This window comes from Streptomyces sp. ALB3 (assembly GCF_044385685.1).
Lineage (GTDB): Bacteria > Actinomycetota > Actinomycetes > Streptomycetales > Streptomycetaceae > Streptomyces.
In genome coordinates this window covers 298,063-316,895 of sequence record NZ_JBISCE010000001.1, presented here as the reverse complement: position 1 = coordinate 316,895, position 18,833 = coordinate 298,063, and the positions used below count along the sequence as shown (strand labels likewise).

Below are 18,833 nucleotides of genomic sequence, written 5' to 3'. Positions count from 1 at the left end.
CCCAGCCCCCCGCCGCGGGGGGCGGGGGGGGGGGCCCCCCCCCCCCGGGGGGGGGGGGCGCCCCGCCGTCATGCCGTGGGCGCGTCGGCTTCCACCGGTGCCTCCGCCGGCACGCGCTGGCCCGGCACACGACCCCGTTCCCGCCCGGCCCGGTCCCGGCGCAGGAGCACCACGCCCGCCGCACACACGAGAGCGGCCAGTACGAAGCCGTACGGCGGCGTGGAGCCCGAGGGCTGGGTCTCGTAGACGAGCGCGGCCGACAGGACGGTCACCGCGCCCAGGGCCCGTCCGCCGCCCGCCGTGGCGGCGAGCACCGCCGTCGCCCACAGCAGGTACCACGGCTGCACCATCGGCGAGAGCGCCACCAGCGCCAGCAGCGCGAGGCCCAGGGCGCGCACGGGTTCCGTGCGCCCCGTCGTCGCATGCCATGCCAGACGGGCGATCAGCACGAGCGCGGTCAGCAGCCCCAGGTTCTGCACGGCCGACTTGACCGGATCGGGGTCGGTCCCGGCCAGCAGGCGCAGCAGTTCGCCCAGGCCCAGGCCGAGATCGCTGCTGAGGGACAGCGCCGTGTGGATGCGTCCCGCGACGCTCTGGGTCCCGAGCCAGCCGAAGCCGGTGCCGCCGAGGAACGACGCGGCGACGGCGACCGCCCCGGCGACCAGTCCGGGCGCCAGCAGTCCTTTCGCCACCCGCCGTACACCCGGCCCGCTCGCGGCCCGGCCCACCACGACGCCCACGAACAGCAGAGCCACCGCGGCGGGCGACTTGACCATCGCTGCGAGCCCGATGAGCGCCGACCCGGTGATCCACCTCCCGCGCAGGGCGAGCAGGACCCCGGCCAGCATGAGGCCGGTCATGAGCCCGTCGTTGTGGACACCGCCGACGACGTGGATGAGCAGCAGCGGATTGAGCGCACCCAGCCACAGCGCGGAGCTCTCACCGCGGCCGTGCTCACGGGCCAGACCGCGCAGGGCCCACACGATCAGCAGCAGCGCGGCCAGGGCGATGAGGCGCATCCCCAGCACGGCGGGCACGATCGTGCCGCCGGTCGCCCAGGCCACTCCCCGCGCGAGCACGAGGAAGAACGGCCCGTAGGGGGCCGGGGTGTCGGTCCAGTGCCCGCCGACGCTCGCGGCGGCGTCGCCGCCCGGCCCGCCGGGGTCGAGGACGGACGGCCCCACGCGGTAGACGTCGTGGCCTTCGAGGACCATGGCGCCCTGCGCGATGTAGCTGTAGACGTCGGCGCTGTACAGCGGGGGCGCCAGAATCAGCGGGGCCGTCCACCAGGCGAGGGTGACGAGGGTGTGGCGTGCGGAGGCCCCCGCCCTCCCGTACAGCCACCAGGCGACGACGAGGACCGTCAGGCCGCCGTAGGCCAGGGTGTGGCCCGCCGCGGTCACCGCGGTCCCGTGGGGGACCCACAGCCCCCACGGATCGTGGGTCGGCAGCGTACCGACGGCCCAGCCCCCCAGCGCGACCGCCGCCGAGCCTGCCGCGCCGAGTCGCCGGTGACCGCCGGCGGTCCATGTCCGTGTCGCCCCCATGGCCCGAAATCTATCCCAGGGGCTGCGGGGTGGAGGGCCCGGCGGTGTCCCGGGCCCTCGGCTCAGGCCTTCGGGGCGACCTTCGAGAGCCCGTTGATGATGCGGTCCATGGCGTCGCCACCCGTCGGGTCGGTCAGGTTGGCGAGCATCTTCAGCGTGAACTTCATCAGGACCGGGTGGGTCAGGCCGCGCTGTGTCGCGATCTTCATGACCTTCGGGTTGCCGATCATCTTCACGAAGGCGCGGCCCAGCGTGTAGTAGCCCCCGTAGGTGTCCTTGAGGATCTTCGGGTAGTGGTGCAGGGCCAGTTCCCGCTGTGCCGGGGTGGCGCGGGCGTGCGCCTGGACGATGACGTCCGCGGCGATCTGGCCCGACTCCATGGCGTACGCGATGCCTTCGCCGTTGAACGGGTTGACGAGTCCGCCCGCGTCACCGACGAGCAGCAGGCCCTTGGTGTAGTGCGGCTGGCGGTTGAAGGCCATCGGGAGAGCGGCGCCGCGGATCGGCATGGTCATGTTCTCGGGGGTGTAGCCCCAGTCCTCCGGCATGGAGGCGCACCACGCCTTGAGCACCTCGCGCCAGTCGAGCTCCTTGAAGGCCGACGAGGAGTTCAGGATGCCGAGACCCACGTTGGACGTGCCGTCACCCATGCCGAAGATCCAGCCGTAGCCGGGCAGCAGGCGGTCCTCGGCACCCCGGCGGTCCCACAGCTCCAGCCAGGACTCCAGGTAGTCGTCGTCGTGGCGGGGCGACGTGAAGTAGGTACGGACCGCGACGCCCATCGGACGGTCCTCGCGGCGGTGCAGGCCCATGTTGAGGGAGAGCCGGGTGGAGTTGCCGTCGGCGGCGACGACGAGCGGGGCGTGGAAGGTGACCGGGGTCTTCTCCTCGCCGAGCTTCGCGTGGACGCCGGTGATGCGGCCGGTGCGTTCGTCCTTGATCGGTTCACCGACGTTGCAGCGCTCGTACAGCCGGGCGCCCGCCTTCTGCGCCTGGCGGGCGAGCTGCTCGTCGAAGTCGTCGCGCTTGCGGACCAGGCCGTAGTCCGGGTACGAGGCGAGGTCCGGCCAGTCCAGCTGGAGGCGGACACCGCCCCCGATGATGCGCAGGCCCTTGTTGCGCAGCCAGCCGGCCTCTTCGGAGATGTCGATGCCCATGGAGACGAGCTGCTTCGTGGCGCGCGGGGTGAGACCGTCACCGCAGACCTTTTCGCGGGGGAAGGCCGTCTTCTCCAGGAGGAGGACGTCGAGGCCGGCCTTGGCGAGGTAGTACGCGGTCGTCGAGCCGGCTGGGCCCGCTCCGACGACGATCACGTCCGCGCTGTGTTCGGAGAGGGGCTCGGTCACGGTCGGATCTCCCGAAGACTCGAATTCGCGTGCCGCGCGGCACATGTCGCGTGCAGTCTATGGGTGCCTGCTGATCAACCTCCCGAAGGGCTCCCCGATGCCGCACGCGCCTGACCCGACTCCGTCCGTACACCTGCGTGTCCCCACCGACGAGGACGCCTTCGCCTGGTACCGGGTCTTCGCCGACCCGGAGGTGATGGAGTTCCACGGCGGCCGGCCCGCGGAGTACTCCGTCTACGAGGAGCTGACCGCCCGCCAGCGCCGGCACGACGCCGAACTGGGCCACTGCCTGTGGACGGTGCTGGACGACGACGGCGAGGTCCTCGGCTTCACGGGCGCCCAGCCGTGGCCCCACGAGTCGTTCGGGCCGGTGGGCGCGACAGAGATCGGCTGGCGGCTGGGCCGGGCGGCGTGGGGGCACGGCTACGCGACCGCGGCCGCCCGGACCACACTGGAACGGGTCAGGGCGCTCGGGGTGCGGGAGGTCGTGGCGATGATCAACTCGCGCAACACCCGCTCGGTGGCGGTGGCCGTACGTCTCGGGATGCGGCAGGCCGAGACGTACACGACCCCGGTGTCGAAGCAGGAGGCGTACTGCTTCCGGCTGGAGCTCTGAGCCCGCGGCTCAGTCGCGCACGCCCCGGTGGAGCGCCACCACTCCCCCGGTGAGGTTGCGCCACGCCACCTGGGACCAGCCGGCCTTCTGCAGCAGCGTCGCGAGGCCGGCCTGGTCGGGCCAGGCACGGATCGACTCGGCGAGGTAGACGTAGGCGTCCGGGTTGGACGACACCGCCCGTGCCACCGGTGGCAGGGCGCGCATGAGGTACTCGGTGTAGACGGTCCGGAAGGGCGTCCACGTCGGCTGGGAGAACTCGCAGATCACCACGCGGCCGCCGGGCTTGGTGACCCGGTACAGCTCGCTGAGCGCGGCGCCGGTGTCCTGGATGTTGCGCAGCCCGAAGGAGATCGTGACCGCGTCGAAGGTCTCGTCCTTGAAGGGGAGCTTCGTGCCGTCGCCCGCGGTGAAGGGCATCCACGGGTGACGCTCCTTGCCGACCCGGAGCATCCCGATCGAGAAGTCGCAGGGCACCACGTAGGCGCCGGCCCGCGCGAAGGGCTGCGAGGAGGTCGCGGTGCCTGCTGCCAGGTCGAGGATCTTCTGAGCCGGCCGGGCGTCGACGGCACGGGCGACCTCCCTGCGCCAGAGCCGCGCCTGCCCGAGCGACAGCACGTCGTTGGTGAGGTCGTAGTTCGCCGCCACGTCGTCGAACATCGAGGCGACTTCGTGCGGCTGCTTGTCCAGGGATGCTCGGGTCACCCTCCCATTCAAGCAGCCCCGCCCCCGGTCGCTCGCGGCGGCGTGCGACGGCTTGGGCTTTTCGGCGCCGGGGCCCGTGGACGGCGCGCGACGGTGAGGCACGCCGAGGCGTGGCAGGACGCTGCGGCGAGGTGGCCGGTCCTGCGGGACGGCGCCGGCTGACCGAGGCGGCCGAGGGAGGCCTCCGGGCCCCCGCAGCCGCTCCCCGCCACGACGTTCTTCCCGCTCACCTTCGAATCCGGGAACACCACCGTCCTGATCTACGTCTCACCCGGTGAGGGGAAAGGGGTTTCCGCGTCGGCGACCACCCGTCAACTCCCGTACGGACCAGGGGAGAACGGACTGCTGGACGCCGCGCGGCACACGGACGGGCACCGGTGCCCGAGAAGCGGCTCAGCGTGCGGGGCGGACCGACCGCGCCTCCGCGCGGCCACACCGAGACCACGGATGATCACCAGAGCATGCACAGCGACGACGCACATCGCACACGGAACGCCACCGGTGCACGCCGGCCGGCCGGGAGGCCCGCTCCGGGCGCCCGGCCCTCACGCGCGCAGTCCCGGAAGCGCTCCATGGCCCGCCGAAGACGGATGCGGCGCCGGCGCGCCGGTTTCACGGGTGCGGTGATCGCGGTGGCCGCCGTAGCGGCGTTCCTGTACGTCGCCCCGCCGTGGCAGGACGACGGGGCCGCGGTCGCGGCCGGCCAGGCGACCGCCCCGGCCTCCCCGCGGCCCACGGTCCCGCCGAAGGTGGCGGCGAGCCCCGAGCCGTCGGGTTCCCCGGCGAGCACCCCGAGCGCCGGGGAACCCGTCGACCCGGACTCCGTCCCGGAGTCGGGCCCCGGCACGTTCACCGTGGCCCGCGGGGGCGCCTCGTCCGAGGGCGGTGGCAGCCGCTACCGCGTCGAGGTGGAGGACGGAACCGGCGTGGACCCGGACAGCGCCGCCGAGGACATAGCGGAGATACTCGCCGACCCCCGGGGCTGGAGCAAGGACGGGAGCCGTACCTTCCGGCAGGTCGACGACAGGTCGGCCGGGCTGGTCATCCGGATAGGGACGCCGAGGACCACCGACCGGCTCTGCGGGCGGTACGGCCTGGACACCCGGGGCGAGGTGAACTGCCGCGGCGGGGACGACGTCATGGTCAACCTGGCCCGCTGGCAGCTGGGTTCACCGGCCTTCGACGGTCCGGCCTCCGAATACCGCGCCCTGATCATCAATCACGAGGTGGGTCACTGGCTGGGACACGGCCACGAGACCTGCCCGGGCCCCGGCAAGCCGGCCCCGGCCATGATGCAGCAGATCAAGGGGCTGAAGGGCTGCGTGTCCAACGCCTGGCCGTACGACGCGAACGGGCGCTACCTGGGCGGGCCGTCGGTGCCGTGATCCCGCCGGGGCGCTCGTCCTCAACGCCGCCGGTACACGAGCCTGCCGCCGAGGACCGTGGCCACGCACGCCTCGGCGCCCGCCGCGCACAGTGCCGCCTCGTCCGGCACGTCGAAGACCGCGAGGTCCGCGCGTCCACCGGTGCGGAGCGGGCCGTGCGCGGCTCCCGCCAGGCCGTGTCCCCTGGCGAAGGGGTCCAGGTCCGGGGCGCCGGCCGGGGCGCCGGCCGGCGCCACCACCGTGAGGCCCGCGCGGGCCACGGCGGTGCGCACGGCGGGATCGGCGAATCCGCCCGCGACATGGGTGGTGCCGTGGCGCAGCATCCGCTGGAGCCCCCGGCGTACGCTGCCGGCCCGGCGGGGCTCGTCCATCCGGTGGGCCAGGCGCGCGAGGTCCGCCCCGGTCAGCGGCTGCTCGCCGAGCTCGTCCGCCTCGCGCGGGTCGGGGTGGTAGCAACGGGTCAGCAGCGGGACACCGTCCCACTGCCGCAGACCGGGGGTGAGGACACCCGGCCATCGGCGGAGCCGGGCCGTCGGGTGGGCGGCCGTCACCGCGTCGTACGGTCCGAGCGCCACGATCCGGTCGCCGTCCACCGCGACGGCGCCCCCCTCGACGGCCGCCGCGCCGACCGGAAGGACCAGCGGCGCGGCGTGAACGGTCAGCACGGGTGACTCAGTTGGCGTCGAGGAGCTTCAGCTCCGGGTGGGCGGTGCCGCCCGCGATCGCGGTGGAGGAGATGTGCGAGACGACCCGGTCGTCGGCCGGGTCGTCCGCCGGGTCGTCGTGGACCACGAGGTGCTCGTACGTCGTGGCGCGCTGGGCGGGGACACGGCCGGCCTTGCGGATCAGGTCGATGATCTCCAGCCGGTTCGAGCGGTGCCTGGCACCGGCCGAGGAGACGACGTTCTCCTCCAGCATGATGGAGCCGAGGTCGTCCGCGCCGTAGTGCAGGGACAGCTGGCCGACCTCCTTGCCGGTGGTCAGCCAGGAGCCCTGGATGTGGGCGACGTTGTCGAGGAAGAGCCGGGCGATGGCGATCATGCGCAGGTACTCGAAGAGCGTGGCCTGCGTCTGCCCCTTCAGCTTGTTGTTCTCCGGCTGGTAGGTGTAGGGGATGAAGGCGCGGAAGCCGCCGGTGCGGTCCTGCACGTCACGGATCATCCGCAGGTGCTCGATGCGTTCGGCGTTGGTCTCGCCGGTGCCCATCAGCATGGTGGAGGTGGACTCGACACCGAGGCCGTGGGCGATCTCCATGATCTCCAGCCAGCGCTCGCCGGACTCCTTGAGCGGGGCGATCGCCGTGCGCGGCCGGGCAGGCAGGAGTTCGGCGCCGGCGCCGGCGAACGAGTCGAGTCCGGCGGCGTGGATCCGCTTGATGGCCTCCTCGGCGGAGACGCCCGAGATGCGGGCCATGTGCTCGATCTCGGAGGCACCGAGCGAGTGGATGACCAGCTGCGGGAACGCCTTCTTGATCGCGGAGAAGTGCTCCTCGTAGTACTCGACGCCGTAGTCCGGGTGGTGGCCGCCCTGGAACATGATCTGGGTGCCGCCCAGCTCGACCGTCTCCGCGCAGCGGCGCAGGATGTCGTCGAGGTCGCGGGACCAGCCCTTGGCGGTGTCCTTGGGCGGGGCGTAGAACGCGCAGAACTTGCAGGCCGTGACGCAGACGTTGGTGTAGTTGATGTTGCGCTCGATGATGTACGTCGCGATGTGCTCCGTACCGGCGTAGCGGCGGCGGCGCACGGCGTCGGCCGCGGCGCCCAGCGCGTGCAGCGGTGCCGACCTGTACAGGTCGAGCGCCTCCTCCGGGGAGATCCGCCCGCCTTCGGCGGCGCGGTCGAGGACGGGCTGAAGGTCGGCCTTCTCGGTCACCGGGCTGTCACCTTTCGGCGGTTCTTCTGCGGTTCCACGGACCGATCCAGCCTACGCCAGCCCCTGCCGGGGTCAGCCGTCGGACCGGGTGAGCGTGCCCTCGGGCGTGCCCGCCGCCTCCTCGTGGGACCGGTAGAGCATGGTGCCGTCCGAGGTGAGGGTGAAGACCAGGTCGGCCTCGCCGCCGGTGCACAGCGAGCCGGTGCGGGCGTCCGGGTCCGCGCGCTCCCGGACCTTCAGCCGGGTGGCCGTGCCGGAGACGAGCGTGCCGACGCCCTTGCAGACGACGGTCGTCCCGAGCGCGTCGAACCGGTACGACAGCCGGACCACCTCCTGCCCCTTCCGCCCCTCGACGAAGACGGCGGTGACCGTGCCGTGCGGTGCGCCGCTGCGTTCGGTCGTGGGGCCCTTCCAGGTGCCGGCGAACGCCTTGGGCAGCGCGCTCACCGGTGCGGAGGCCGCGGCGGACGGGGATGACTGCCCGGAGTCCGACGGGGTCTGCGACCGGCTGGCCGCCGGGGGCTGGGCGGCGTCGTTGCCGTGGTCGTTGTCGCCGCCGCCCGGGAAGAGGTCCCCCAGGGTCGCGGCGCCGACGGTCACCGCGGCGAGCGCGCCGGCGACGGCCAGGGCGACGGTGCAGCTGACCCGGCGCCCGCGGCGCGTACCGGTCTGCGGCCCGGTGTCCATGGTGACGGCCACCCGGGCGGCGGGGCCCCGCTCCCCCGAGGTCTCCACGGGGGACGGCGGCTCCACGGGGGGCGGCGGGAGCGGGGGGCCGAAGGTGCCGGGTGCCGCGCTCCCGAGGGACGCGCTGCTGAACGGGACCGGCCCGGACTGTGCCGGCGCGTCCTGCGGTTCCAGGTCCAGCAGCGCCACCGCCGACCTGCTGACCTCACGGACCAGCGGACCCGGCAGCCAGCCGGGCGCCACCAGCGCGGCGGCCCCGCCGGGCGCGAGGCTGCGGGCGAGCCCGGCGGGGGTGGGCCGGTCGGCGGGGTTCTTGGCGAGGCAGGCGGCCACCAGCTCCCGCAGTTCGCCCTCCAGGTCGCCGAGTTCGGGTTCCTCGTGGACCACCTTGTAGAGGAGTACGGCGGAGGAGTCGCCGGGGAAGGGCGCGGTGCCGGTCGCCGCGTAGGCGAGGACCGCGCCGAGTGAGAAGACGTCGGCGGCGCCGGAGATGTCCAGCCCGCGGATCTGCTCCGGTGCCATGTAGCCCGGGGAGCCGACGGAGACGCCCGTGGAGGTGAGGGAGACGGTGGCACCGAGGGCCCGGGCGATGCCGAAGTCGATCAGCCGGGGCCCGTCGAGGGCGAGCAGGACGTTGGACGGCTTCACGTCCCGGTGGATGAGGCCGTGCGCGTGCACGGCGTCGAGGGCCTCACCGAGCCCGGCTCCCAGGGTGCGCACCGCGTACTCGGGCAGCGGGCCGTGGCGGGTGACCGCGTCCGAGAGCGGTGGCCCGGCCACGTATCCGGTCGCCACCCATGGCACGGCGGCGTCGGGGTCGGCGTCCAGGACCGGGGCGGTCCACTGGGCGCCGAGGCGCCGCGCGGCGTCCACCTCGCGCCGGAACCTGGCGCGGAACTGCTCGTCGAGGGCGAAGTGCGGGTGGACCACCTTGACCGCGACCGTGCGTCCGCCCGCGCTGCGGCCCAGGTAGACCCGGCCCATCCCGCCGGCACCGAGCCTGCCGAGCAGCCGGTAGGCGCCGATGGTGTGCGGTTCGCCGGCTTCCAGCGGCTGCATACGGTCTCCCCTGTGGTCCCCGGGACTCGGACGGCAGCCTAGGGGGCCCGGGTCGCACGGTCACACAAGAGCCTTCCTCCGATTTCGCCCCTATGTACACGAAGCAGGGATTTCGCCACCCGGAAAGGCGCGAATACGTCGTCCTTCCGCGTCGGCGGGGGTTCACGGAGGAAACCGGAAGGCGCCCGGGGAGACATCCGCAATTCGCCGCGCGTCCACGCGGAGGACTCCCCGGCGGAACTCCGGGGGCCCGCTTCCTTTCGCGGAAGCGCTTTCGCGGACACGAATGGCGCGGTCGCGTCAGGGGAAAGGACCGCCCGGAGAAGGAGGGCCCCGGGAAGGTACGGGATTCATCTTTCCCGCACCATTCCCGTACGCCCGCTGTCAGCCTCCGAGCAGTTCGATCGTCACGTCCGCGGGGAAACCGGTCGTCGGGCCGGTCCGGCGGGCGAACTCGCGCACACCCGCCAGCTGGTCCGGGCCGAAGCGGAAGTCCAGGGTGGTGAAGTAGCGCTCCAGCACCTCGGCGTCGAAGGCCTCCCAGCGCGCCGCCTGCTCGGCCACCTTGGTGACCTCCTCAAGCGAGAGGTCGCGGGACGCGAGGAACGCCTCGTGCACCTTCTCCACGTACTCGGGGTGCGTGGCCAGGTAGTCCTTGCGTGCCGCCCAGACCGCGAAGACGAACGGGAGCCCCGTCCACTCCTTCCACATCCGGCCCAGGTCGTGGACCTGCAGCCCCAGCCTCGGGGCGTCGTGCAGGTTGGCGCGCAGCGCCGCGTCGCCGATGAGGACGGCCGCGTCGGCCTCCTGCATCATCAGGCCGAGGTCCGGCGGGCAGGTGTAGTAGTCGGGTGTGACGCCGTAGCGCTCGGCGAGCAGCAGCTGGGCCAGCCGTACGGAGGTGCGCGAGGTCGAGCCGAGGGCCACCCGGGCCCCGTCCAGCTGTTCGAGGGGGAGCTGGGACACGATCACGCACGACATGACGGGCCCGTCGCAGCCCACGGCGATGTCGGGGAGGGCGACCAGTTCGCCGGCGTTGCGCAGGAACTCGACCAGGGTGACGGGACCGATGTCCAGGTCCCCCCTGACCAGCTGCTCACTCAGTCTTTCCGGGGTGTCCTTCGAGAGCTCGAGGTCGAGCAGGGTCCCGGTCCGTGCCAGGCCCCAGTAGAGGGGGAGGCAGTTCAGGAACTGGATGTGGCCGACGCGCGGCCTGCTGCGACGGTCGTCGCCTTCTGCGGGAGAGACGGTTGAATTGTCCACATCGCGAGGCTAGACCCGCCCCTGCCGGCCGGCATCATCGGGGCCGTGCGCCGGCCTCACGCCGGGGCACGCGCCGGCCTCGCCGGGGATCGCGGTGCGGCCTCGCCGGGGTACCCGCACAGGCCTCACCGGCCGCCCGGTCCGCCCCTCCGGGGGCTCCGTCCGTCAGCCCTCCGGCGGTCCGGCCGGACTTCCAGGAGAAGTGATCTTTCCCTCTACCGCTCCCCACGGACTGCGTGCTAGGCTCGCCGCAAGTTGCAGTTTGGTTTCCCTTGCAGTACAGAGCCTGCGGAGCATGTAACCCGCAGGCTTTTGTAGTTTTCAGACTTGTTTGCAGGTTCTGGAGCAGGGCAACCCTTTGGCCCAAGGAGGGCTTATGGCTACCGGAACCGTCAAGTGGTTCAACGCTGAAAAGGGCTTCGGCTTCATCGCCCAGGACGGCGGCGGCCCGGATGTCTTCGTCCACTACTCCGCGATCAACGCGTCCGGGTTCCGCTCCCTCGAGGAGAACCAGGTCGTGAACTTCGACGTCACTCAGGGACCCAAGGGTCCGCAGGCTGAGAACGTCACCCCGGCCTAGTTGCCCGGGTCGGCCGATCGCGGCCGAGTGAGCAGTACCCAAGGAGCCCCGCTCCTCCGCTCCGGCGGAGGAGCGGGGCTCCTGCCTTTCGCTGTCCGGTCACGGTCCCGGAGGCGCGGCCGGCCCTGGCACCCCGCCCCGTCACCTCTCCGTGCGTCGTGCGCCCGCGCCCGCCCCCGGCCGATGTCGAGGGCCTGTGCAGAGCGTCACCCGATGCTGACGAGTCCGCCCGTGACAAGGCAGACTGTTGACCGCGATACCAGCGGTACGGAGCAGAGCGGGTCAGCGGCACCGGCGGGGCAAGCAGGACAGGGGGCATCATGGACCGCGACAACGGACCTGGCGTGCGCGTTCCGGAGCAACGCGCTCCGCGGGAACGGGCGGCCGGCACCGAACTGCGCTTCACCGTGCTCGGCCCGGTGCGCGCCTGGCGGGGCAACGAGCTCCTGCCGTCCGGGTCCCCGCAGCAACGGGCCCTGCTGGCCGCCCTGCTCCTGCGGTACGGCCGCACGGCCACCGCTGCCGAACTCATCGACGCGCTCTGGGGCGACGACCCCCCGTCCCAGGCGCTGGCCACGGTCCGGACGTACGCGTCCCGGCTCCGCAAGATCCTGGGCCAGGAGACGCTGGTCAGCGAGTCCGGTGGCTACGCGGTCCGCATCCCGCGCGAGGCCCTCGACCTGACTCTCGCCCAGGACCTGGCGACCGGGGCGGAGAAGGCCCGCGGCGGCGGGGACCGCTGCCAGGCCCGCACGCTGATCAACAAGCTGCTCGGCCTCTGGGACGGTGAGGCGCTGGCCTCCCTCCCCGGCCCGTACGCGGAGAACCAGCGCACCAGCCTGGAGGAATGGCGCCTCCAGCTCACCGAGACCCGGCTGGACCTGGAGGTCGGCTGCCACGCGGAGGCGGTCTCCGAACTGACCGCGCTCACCGCGGCACATCCCCTGCGTGAACGGCTGCGCGAGCTGCTGATGGTCGCCCTCTACCGCAGCGGCCGGCAGGCCGAGGCCCTCGCGGTGTACGCCGACACCCGCCGCCTGCTCGCCGACGAGCTGGGCGTCGACCCCCGTCCCGAGCTCGCCCAGCTCCAGCAGCGCATCCTCCAGGCGGACGAGGAGCTGGCCCGCCCGGCCGACGAGCCGGCGCCCGCGTCCGTACCGGTCCGTCCGGCCCAGCTCCCCGCCACCGTCCCGGACTTCACGGGCCGCGCCGCGTTCGTGCGCGAACTGGGCGACCGGCTCGTGACGTCGGAGGGTTCCGTCATGGCCGTCTCCGCGCTCGCCGGCATCGGCGGCGTCGGCAAGACGACCCTCGCCGTGCACGTCGCCCACCAGGCCCGTCCGCACTTCCCGGACGGCCAGCTGTACGTCGACCTCCAGGGCGCGGGCGCCAGGGCCGCGGAGCCCGAGACGGTCCTCGGCTCGTTCCTGCGCGCGCTGGGCACCGCCGACTCCGCGATCCCGGACTCCCTGGACGAGCGGGCCGCTCTCTACCGGTCCACCCTCGACGGCCGCCGCATCCTCGTCCTGCTGGACAACGCCCATGACGCCGCCCAGATCCGGCCCCTGCTGCCCGGCACGGAGGGCTGTGCCGCGCTGGTCACCAGCCGCGTCCGCATGGTCGACCTGGCGGGCGCGCACCTGGTGGACCTGGACGTGATGTCGCCCGAGGAGGCGCTTCAGCTCTTCACCCGCATCGTCGGCGACGAACGCGTCCGCTCCGAGCGGGAGGCGGCCCTGGACGTGGTGGCCGCGTGCGGCTTCCTGCCGCTGGCCATCCGCATCGCGGCCTCCCGGCTGGCCGCCCGCCGCACCTGGACGGTGTCGGTGCTGGCCGCGAAGCTGGCCGACGAACGCCGCCGGCTCGACGAACTCCAGGCGGGCGACCTCGCGGTGAAGGCCACCTTCGAGCTCGGCTACGGCCAGCTGGAACCCGCCCAGGCCCGCGCCTTCCGCCTCCTGGGCCTCGCGGACGGCCCGGACATCTCCCTCGCCGCGGCGGCCGCCCTCCTGGACCTGGACCTCCACACGGCGGAGGACCTGCTGGAGTCCCTGGTCGACACCAGCCTCCTGGAGTCCGCGGCCCCGGGCCGCTACCGCTACCACGACCTGGTGCGCCTCTACGCGCGTGCGTGCGCCGAACGCGACGAACAGCCGCCTGTGGGACGGGAGCTGGCGCTGTCGCGGCTGCTGGACTTCTACCTGGCGACCGCGGCGGGGGTGTACGCGCTGGAGCGGCCGGGGGACCGGACGGTCGAGCATCTGGACGCCACCGAGCATCCCGGCCTCGACTTCGCCGAGCACAGGGCCGCGCTGGACTGGCTGTACACCGAGGCGGGTTCCATCCTCGCCTGCGCGCAGCAGGCCGCTCTCTCGGGGCAGGTCCGGCGCGGGGTCGATCTCATGCTGGCGGCCAAGGACCTCGCGGAGTCGGGGGCCAACTCCCGCCAGTTCGAGTCTGCGGCCATCGCGGTGCGGGACGCCGCTGTGGCCGCCGGTGACCCGCGTTCCGAGGCCCGCGCGCGTACGACGCTCGCCCAGGTGCACAGCATGGCCGGCCGTTTCCGGAAGGCCGAGGACGAGGCACGGCGCGCCCTGCTGCTGGCTCCGGTGGTCGACGACGTCTGGACGAACTGCAACGCTCCGAACGAACTCGGGATCATCGCGGGATACCAGAACCGGCACGCCGAGGCGGAGCCCCTCCTCCGGCAGACCATCGCGGCGTTCCGGGCCGACGGGAACCGGCCCGGCGAGGCCAGTGCTCTGTGCAACCTCTCGCGTATCCAGCTCGCCGTCGGCCATACCGACAGCGCGGTGCAGCTGGCCGGCCAAGGGGTGGCGCTCTACAACCGCCTGGGCCTCACACTGCGCCTGGCCAACGGCCGGTACGCACTCGGACTCGCGCTGGCACGCGCGGGCCGGCAGGGCGAAGCCCAGGAGCGGCTGCAAGAGGCACTCGCCGTGTTCCGGGAGAGCCGCCAGCGGCTCTGGGAGGGCATGACGCTCTTCCGGCTGGCCGAGGTCCACCTCGACGCCCAGCGCCCCGGCGAGGCCGCGGCCCTGTCCGAACAGGCCCTCGCGGTCCTTCTGCACATAGGCGGTGAGTGGCGCCGCGCCAACGTCCTGACCGTGCTGGGCAAGGCCCTGAAGCGGATCGGGCAGGTGGACCGCGCGAAGGTGTGCTGGCACGAGGCCCTGTCGACCCTGGAACAGCTGAAGGCGCCCGAAGCCGACGCGGTCCGTCTGCTCCTGTCGCCCGCTGCGACGCCCAACGGCCTCTGACAGCACGTTCATCGTTCGTTTATCGCGGCCCTGCACTCTGATTGCTGTCGGAGCGTCGCGTCGGGGGGCAGACGCTTTCGACGGTCGGACCGCGCACTAAGGTGAACGGCTCTGAACAGCCCGTCCGGCAGTCCACGGGGGAACAGCCGGACGGGCTTCGCCGCCTATCCATGCACCGGAAGATGGAGTTCACAACATGAGCGACGCCAAGAAGATCGAGGTCCCGAAGGCCGGCACCGCGGGGGACGCCAAGCCGACGGACAGCCACATGACCGGCGAGCCGACGGCCAAGCCGACGGACAGCCACATGACCGGCGAGCCCGAGATCGCCACGCTGGACAGCCACATGACCGGTGGCGACCCGCGCTAGTCCGACAGACGACGGGGGACGGGGGAGCGGCCGCGGCGGCGCGGAGGGGGAGCCGTCGCGGCCGCTGTATGTCCGGTCGTACAGCACGAGGGCCCGAGCCGGTCGGCTCGGGCCCTCGTCGCGATGACCGCGAGCACCGTGTCGACGGCGGACGTCGACCGGTCGCCCCGCCAGGCATGCCGAGCGGCGTCAGTGACGCGGCTCCGCCGCGACCTGGCAGCGCTTCACGCGGGAGACCAGGCGGGGACTGTCCATGGGGACGGAGATGGTCGCGGACTCACCGGCGCCGAGCTCGACCTCGGCCTCGCCCGTGTCGACGGTCAGGCCCTTGGCGTCGACGAACGTCACGTCCACGTCGTACACCTGCGTGGTCACCGAGGTCGAACGGATCTCGATCGACGAGGAGGCCGACGCCTTGCGCTTGCCCTTCTTGGGCTGGGCACAGCGGACGACGCGCAGAGAGGGTGCCTCCGACGCGGTCGCCTCCGGGGCGGCCGACTCGTAGGTGGAGCCGCCGGACGAGCTCGACGAAGTGTCGTAGTCGTCGTCGTTGTCGTAGTCGCGGTAGCCGCCGTTGCTCTTCTCCGAGCTGGAACAGCCCCCTCCCCCGGAACCACCGCTGCTCTTCCCGCTCCTGCCCCCGTGGCTGGACGTGGAGAATCCGGTGAGCGCGAGCACCACCACGACCAGTACCGCCGCGAACCTCGTCCGTCGCCGCATCATCGACGCAGCCCCCCTAGCTGTAGTCGGCTCCTTCGGCCCCGCACGGCCGCGCGACACCGTAACGCACAGCATTCCGCGCACGTACCCATGGTTGCGTCATGCCCCTGTCACGGTCTCGTACCGTCTCCGATGGCAGGGGGCACCGGCCGGGCGTAGCGTCGTTGCGGGGAGCGGTGCGCACAGTCGTGCGCCATGGCCCGGGAGGCTGTCGATGATCCGCAATGTCCTCGGCTCGCTCGTCGCCCTGGTGGGAGCGGCGGCGGCCGTGCAGAGCCCCTTCCACAGCTGGTACGACGACCGTCTCGGGCGTGACTACCGCGTCCAGGACCTGTTCGACGGCATCAGCGGCGTCTCGTCGTCGGTGCTGGGGTCGATCCTGCTGCCCTTCCTGTTCGCCGCGCTGGTGGCCCTGGTGGGCATCGTCATCCGCTCACGCTGGGTGGTCGCCCTCGCGGGGCTGGTCGTGATCGGCTTCACCGTGCTGTGGATGGTCCGGCAGGGACAGGACGCGGGCGGGCTGACGGTCGACGGCGGCGGTTCCGGGCTCCGCTGGGGCGTCGCGCAGGCCCTGGCGGGCGGTCTGCTGCTCCTGCTGGACGCGCTGCTCATGTCGGGGCGGCGGCGGGTGCCCCGGAAGAGGCGTACCGCCGAGCCGTATCCCGTGCCGCCGGACGACCATCCGGACACCTGGCCGCCGACGCAGGAGCCGGGTCCGGCCGCGCAGACCTCCCCGGGGCCGGAGCCCGAGGCGGATCCGTACACCGGACCGGGGCGGCACCGGGCGTCCCCTGCCGGTGAGGACACCGCCCGGTACCCGGTCCAGGACGGGGACACCTACCCCGGTGAGGCCGGGCGGCGGGACCGGTACCACCCGCCCCACCCCTGACGGGTCAGGCCCGCGCCCTGTTCCCCGTCCCCGTGCCCTTGTGCGCGTCCAGCGCGTACACGCAGCGGTCCTTGCTGCACGCGTACACGACACCCGCCTGGGCCACCGGGGAGCCCGTGATCTCACCACCGGTGGCCAGCTTCCAGCGGAGCTGGCCGCCCGCCGCGTCCAGGGTGTAGAGCACGTGGTCCGCCGAACCGAAGTGGACCCGGCCGTCCGCGACGACCGGTGCTCCGACCACCTCGCCGCCCGCGGCGAAGCGCCATTTCGGCGTGCCGGTCACCGCGTCCAGCGTGTACAGGGCGCTGCCGCTGCCGACGTGGACGTTGCCCGCCGTGACCAGCACGGGCTCGATGGACTGCCGGGCCTCCGTCGCGATCCGCCAGCGGTCCTTGCCCGTCGAGGCGTCCAGCGCGTAGACGGTGCCCAGGTAGTCGGCGAGATAGACCCCGCCGCCCGTGACCGCGGGCCCCGGCGCGAAGGCGGGCGGGGAGAGGAAGACCGCCGGTGACTCGAAGTGCCAGCGCACCCGGCCCGAGACCGTGTCCACGGCCAGCACCCGGGTGCCCGCCGAGACGTAGACGAAGCCGTCGGGCGCGGGGGTCACCCGGACCGGCACCCCGCCGCAGGAGGCGGCGTCGCCGACGGGGTAGGACCACCGCTCCGATCCGGTGCGCGCGTCGAGGGCCCGCAGCCGGGCGTCCTGCCACAGGTAGACGGTGCCGTCGTGGATGACGGGACCGGCCTCCGGCGTCTCGAAGTCGGTCTGGACGCCCCGGGTCTCCCACAGCTTCTCGCCGCTGGACGCCTCCCACGCCTGTACACCGCCGCCCCGCGTCCCGGTCAGGACGGTGCCCCGGTCGGCCTTGAGGCAGTACACCCAGGCCTCGGTCCGCAGCCGCCACCGCTCGGCACCCGTCGCCGCGTCCAGCGCGTACAGGGACGGGCCGTCCGAGGCGTGGATCCGGCCGCCGTCGACCGCCATCGACCAGGCCACGTCGCGCGTCTTGAACTGGCGGCGTCCGTTGCCCACGTCCAGGGCGTGGACCTCGAACGACGTCACGTACAGCAGGTCACCGACCACCACGGGCGTGCCCCACACGTCGTTCGACATGCGGAAACGCCACGGCCGCCAGCGCTCCGGCACGTCCGGTGCCGCGTCCGGGGCCGGAGCGGGGGCGGGCACCGGAGCGGTCGGGGCGGCGGCGGTGTGTCCGCCGGGCGCGCGCACCCAGCCGGTGGCCGGGTCGGCGTGCGCGGCTGCGGGACCGCGTACGTCCACCGGGCGCGGCCCGGGGCCGATCGGCACCGGGGCGCCGGCCAGCCGCACCGGGCCGCCGTCGGGGGCGCCCGCCGGGGCCGGTGCGGCGACGGGCGCGGTCCGCAGGCCGCCTCCGTGCCACGCCCCGTCCCAATCGGCCCCCGGCGGGGGCTTCTGCGGGGGCGGAGGCACGGCCACGGGCGCCGGCGCGACGGTGACGGACCGGCCGCCGCCGCGGCGCTGCTCGATCATCGCCGTGGCGGAGGTCGGCAGCCAGGCCGAGGCGGTGCCGCTGTCGTCGCTGCCGGAGGCGAAGAGATGCGGGGCCAGCTGGGACTGCAGGTCCGCCGGGCTGGGCCGCCGGGAGGCGTCCATCTGCATGCAGGACTCGATGAGCGGACGCAGGTCGTCGGGCAGTCCCTCGGTGTCGGGGCCCTCCCTCAGCAGCATGAACACGGTCTCGACGGGGTTCGCCCCGTGGAAGGGCGCGTGCCCCGTCGCCGCGAAGACGAGGGTCGACCCCAGGGAGAACACGTCACTGGCGCCCGTCACGCTGCGCGAGTCGCGCGCCTGCTCCGGGGACATGTACGCGGGTGTGCCCACCGCGACGTTCGTCATGGTCAGCCGGGTGTTGGAGACACCGGACGCGATACCGAAGTCGATCACCCGCGGCCCGTCCTCGACCACGAGGACGTTCGACGGCTTCAGGTCACGGTGGACGAGGCCGGCCCCGTGGATCGACTGCAGCGCCTCGGCGATGCCGGCGGCCAGCCAGCGCACGGCCTGCGTCGGCATCGGCCCGCACTCACTCACTATCTCCTCGAGGGAGGGCGCGGGGACGTAGGCGGTCGCCAGCCAGGGCACGGCCGCCCTCGGGTCGGCGTCCACCACGGCGGCGGTGTAGAAACCGCTGACCGCGCGAGCGGCCTCCACCTCACGCGTGAAGCGGACCCGGAACAGCTGGTCCTCGGCCAGCTCCGTGCGGACCGTCTTGATCGCGACCCGCCGGCCCGACGCCGACCGCGCCAGATAGACCAGCCCCATGCCGCCGGCCCCGAGCCGTCCCAGCACCTCGAACGGGCCGATCCGCCTCGGGTCATGCTGCGTCAGCTGTTCCACTTGCCTGCCACCTCCCCGTACGGACCTCAGGAACAGAAGCCCGCGAAATCCCGCCCTGTGCAGCGTCTCACCACTGGGCACCACTTGGCGGTGCGCACCCTGATTCTTCCTGTCCGGGGGCCTGGTTGCGAACCCG

The 18,833-nt window shown here is 73.1% G+C and carries 15 protein-coding genes; 6 read left to right on the top strand and 9 right to left on the bottom strand.

Annotated features, from left to right (window positions below):
• Positions 1 to 68: 68 nt before the first annotated feature.
• Positions 69 to 1,547, bottom strand: a complete 1,479-nt coding sequence (gene mptB / locus ACHFIV_RS01580) for a polyprenol phosphomannose-dependent alpha 1,6 mannosyltransferase MptB (protein WP_398962339.1) — start codon at positions 1,545 to 1,547, stop codon at positions 69 to 71.
• A gap of 62 nt (positions 1,548 to 1,609) precedes the next feature.
• Complete coding sequence (locus ACHFIV_RS01575) at positions 1,610 to 2,893, bottom strand: geranylgeranyl reductase family protein (RefSeq protein ID WP_398962336.1); 1,284 nt, start codon at positions 2,891 to 2,893, stop codon at positions 1,610 to 1,612.
• Between the two features lie 97 nt (positions 2,894 to 2,990).
• Between ACHFIV_RS01575 and ACHFIV_RS01570 the strand changes: the two genes are divergently transcribed.
• On the top strand, positions 2,991 to 3,509 hold the full coding sequence (locus ACHFIV_RS01570; protein ID WP_398962333.1) for a GNAT family N-acetyltransferase: 519 nt from the start codon (positions 2,991 to 2,993) through the stop codon (positions 3,507 to 3,509).
• A 9-nt stretch (positions 3,510 to 3,518) separates the two neighbouring features.
• Here ACHFIV_RS01570 and ACHFIV_RS01565 read toward each other — a convergent pair whose 3' ends face one another.
• Positions 3,519 to 4,211: a demethylmenaquinone methyltransferase gene (locus tag ACHFIV_RS01565; RefSeq protein WP_398962330.1), complete on the bottom strand. Its 693-nt coding sequence runs from the start codon at positions 4,209 to 4,211 to the stop codon at positions 3,519 to 3,521.
• A 461-nt stretch (positions 4,212 to 4,672) separates the two neighbouring features.
• Here ACHFIV_RS01565 and ACHFIV_RS01560 point away from each other — a divergent pair, with 461 nt between their 5' ends.
• Positions 4,673 to 5,596 carry a DUF3152 domain-containing protein gene (locus ACHFIV_RS01560; protein ID WP_398962327.1) on the top strand — a complete coding sequence of 308 codons (924 nt, stop codon included), beginning with the start codon at positions 4,673 to 4,675 and terminating at the stop codon, positions 5,594 to 5,596.
• 20 nt (positions 5,597 to 5,616) lie between these two features.
• Here ACHFIV_RS01560 and ACHFIV_RS01555 read toward each other — a convergent pair whose 3' ends face one another.
• The 4 genes from ACHFIV_RS01555 to ACHFIV_RS01540 form a co-directional block, all read right to left on the bottom strand.
• A complete protein-coding gene (locus tag ACHFIV_RS01555) occupies positions 5,617 to 6,261 on the bottom strand; it encodes an imidazolonepropionase-like domain-containing protein (protein WP_398962324.1) in 645 nt (214 codons plus the stop codon).
• Positions 6,262 to 6,268: 7 nt separating this feature from the next.
• Entirely contained in the window at positions 6,269 to 7,468 is a 1,200-nt protein-coding gene (gene mqnC, locus ACHFIV_RS01550) for a cyclic dehypoxanthinyl futalosine synthase (protein ID WP_398962321.1), read from the bottom strand.
• A 72-nt stretch (positions 7,469 to 7,540) separates the two neighbouring features.
• On the bottom strand, positions 7,541 to 9,214 hold the full coding sequence (locus ACHFIV_RS01545) for a serine/threonine-protein kinase (protein ID WP_398962319.1): 1,674 nt from the start codon (positions 9,212 to 9,214) through the stop codon (positions 7,541 to 7,543).
• Positions 9,215 to 9,598: 384 nt separating this feature from the next.
• Positions 9,599 to 10,477, bottom strand: coding sequence for a menaquinone biosynthetic enzyme MqnA/MqnD family protein (locus tag ACHFIV_RS01540; protein WP_398962316.1), 879 nt, complete (start codon positions 10,475 to 10,477; stop codon positions 9,599 to 9,601).
• A 376-nt stretch (positions 10,478 to 10,853) separates the two neighbouring features.
• Between ACHFIV_RS01540 and ACHFIV_RS01535 the strand changes: the two genes are divergently transcribed.
• The 3 genes from ACHFIV_RS01535 to ACHFIV_RS01525 all read left to right on the top strand — a co-directional run bounded on the left by ACHFIV_RS01535 (position 10,854) and on the right by ACHFIV_RS01525 (position 14,708).
• Positions 10,854 to 11,057 (top strand): cold-shock protein, encoded by a 204-nt coding sequence (locus ACHFIV_RS01535; protein ID WP_003967102.1) that lies wholly within the window; start codon positions 10,854 to 10,856, stop codon positions 11,055 to 11,057.
• Positions 11,058 to 11,377: 320 nt separating this feature from the next.
• On the top strand, positions 11,378 to 14,338 hold the full coding sequence (locus tag ACHFIV_RS01530; protein WP_398962313.1) for an AfsR/SARP family transcriptional regulator: 2,961 nt from the start codon (positions 11,378 to 11,380) through the stop codon (positions 14,336 to 14,338).
• A gap of 196 nt (positions 14,339 to 14,534) precedes the next feature.
• On the top strand, positions 14,535 to 14,708 hold the full coding sequence (locus ACHFIV_RS01525) for a hypothetical protein (RefSeq protein WP_398962311.1): 174 nt from the start codon (positions 14,535 to 14,537) through the stop codon (positions 14,706 to 14,708).
• A gap of 189 nt (positions 14,709 to 14,897) precedes the next feature.
• Here ACHFIV_RS01525 and ACHFIV_RS01520 read toward each other — a convergent pair whose 3' ends face one another.
• Positions 14,898 to 15,431, bottom strand: coding sequence for a hypothetical protein (locus ACHFIV_RS01520; protein WP_398962308.1), 534 nt, complete (start codon positions 15,429 to 15,431; stop codon positions 14,898 to 14,900).
• 211 nt (positions 15,432 to 15,642) lie between these two features.
• On the opposite strand from ACHFIV_RS01520, the gene ACHFIV_RS01515 reads away from it, so the two are divergent.
• Positions 15,643 to 16,317 carry a hypothetical protein gene (locus ACHFIV_RS01515; protein ID WP_398962305.1) on the top strand — a complete coding sequence of 225 codons (675 nt, stop codon included), beginning with the start codon at positions 15,643 to 15,645 and terminating at the stop codon, positions 16,315 to 16,317.
• Between the two features lie 4 nt (positions 16,318 to 16,321).
• Here the strand turns inward: ACHFIV_RS01515 and ACHFIV_RS01510 are convergent, their stop codons facing one another.
• Positions 16,322 to 18,697 (bottom strand): outer membrane protein assembly factor BamB family protein, encoded by a 2,376-nt coding sequence (locus tag ACHFIV_RS01510; RefSeq protein ID WP_398962302.1) that lies wholly within the window; start codon positions 18,695 to 18,697, stop codon positions 16,322 to 16,324.
• Positions 18,698 to 18,833 lie beyond the last annotated feature (136 nt).

What these genes read in the sequence shown, in the direction of transcription:
- mptB (WP_398962339.1), bottom strand. Translation starts at nt 1,547, where the DNA reads ATGGGGGCGACACGGACATGGACCGCCGGCGGTCACCGGCGACTCGGC.
- ACHFIV_RS01570 (WP_398962333.1), top strand. Translation starts at nt 2,991, where the DNA reads ATGCCGCACGCGCCTGACCCGACTCCGTCCGTACACCTGCGTGTCCCC.
- ACHFIV_RS01560 (WP_398962327.1), top strand. Translation starts at nt 4,673, where the DNA reads ATGCACAGCGACGACGCACATCGCACACGGAACGCCACCGGTGCACGC.
- ACHFIV_RS01545 (WP_398962319.1), bottom strand. Translation starts at nt 9,214, where the DNA reads ATGCAGCCGCTGGAAGCCGGCGAACCGCACACCATCGGCGCCTACCGG.
- ACHFIV_RS01535 (WP_003967102.1), top strand. Translation starts at nt 10,854, where the DNA reads ATGGCTACCGGAACCGTCAAGTGGTTCAACGCTGAAAAGGGCTTCGGC.
- ACHFIV_RS01530 (WP_398962313.1), top strand. Translation starts at nt 11,378, where the DNA reads ATGGACCGCGACAACGGACCTGGCGTGCGCGTTCCGGAGCAACGCGCT.
- ACHFIV_RS01525 (WP_398962311.1), top strand. Translation starts at nt 14,535, where the DNA reads ATGAGCGACGCCAAGAAGATCGAGGTCCCGAAGGCCGGCACCGCGGGG.
- ACHFIV_RS01520 (WP_398962308.1), bottom strand. Translation starts at nt 15,431, where the DNA reads ATGATGCGGCGACGGACGAGGTTCGCGGCGGTACTGGTCGTGGTGGTG.
- ACHFIV_RS01515 (WP_398962305.1), top strand. Translation starts at nt 15,643, where the DNA reads ATGATCCGCAATGTCCTCGGCTCGCTCGTCGCCCTGGTGGGAGCGGCG.